The sequence below is a fragment of the Chromohalobacter sp. HP20-39 genome (assembly GCF_033052815.1).
Classification (GTDB): Bacteria; Pseudomonadota; Gammaproteobacteria; order Pseudomonadales; family Halomonadaceae; genus Chromohalobacter.
The window spans coordinates 1-235 of record NZ_JAWHTP010001183.1 but is presented as its reverse complement, the minus strand read 5'-3'; the positions used below and the strand labels follow the sequence as shown (position 1 = coordinate 235).

Here is a 235-nt window from a genome sequence, read left to right as displayed (position 1 = left end):
CCAGGTTGATGATGGGCGATGTCAACGGAGCGGCGCTGCTGGCCTCGCCCAGTGCCGATCCGGTGGCGTACCAACTGGCGTTGACCGCCTGCGCTCCGGGGCGCACGTCGGCCGAATGGCCCGGGTGCCGCGGGCTGTCGGTTCAACGCTGGGCCGAGCTGGACCCATCCGATGCACGGCCCTGGATCGGCATGCTCGACGCCGCCCGGCAGCGGGGTGACGAGGCGGCCATCGA

The 235-nt window shown here is 71.9% G+C and carries 1 protein-coding gene; it reads left to right on the top strand.

What is annotated here, in order from left to right; translation table 11 throughout:
* On the top strand, positions 1-235 hold a 235-nt coding region (locus tag RVY79_RS21635), incomplete at both ends, for a hypothetical protein (RefSeq protein ID WP_317466679.1).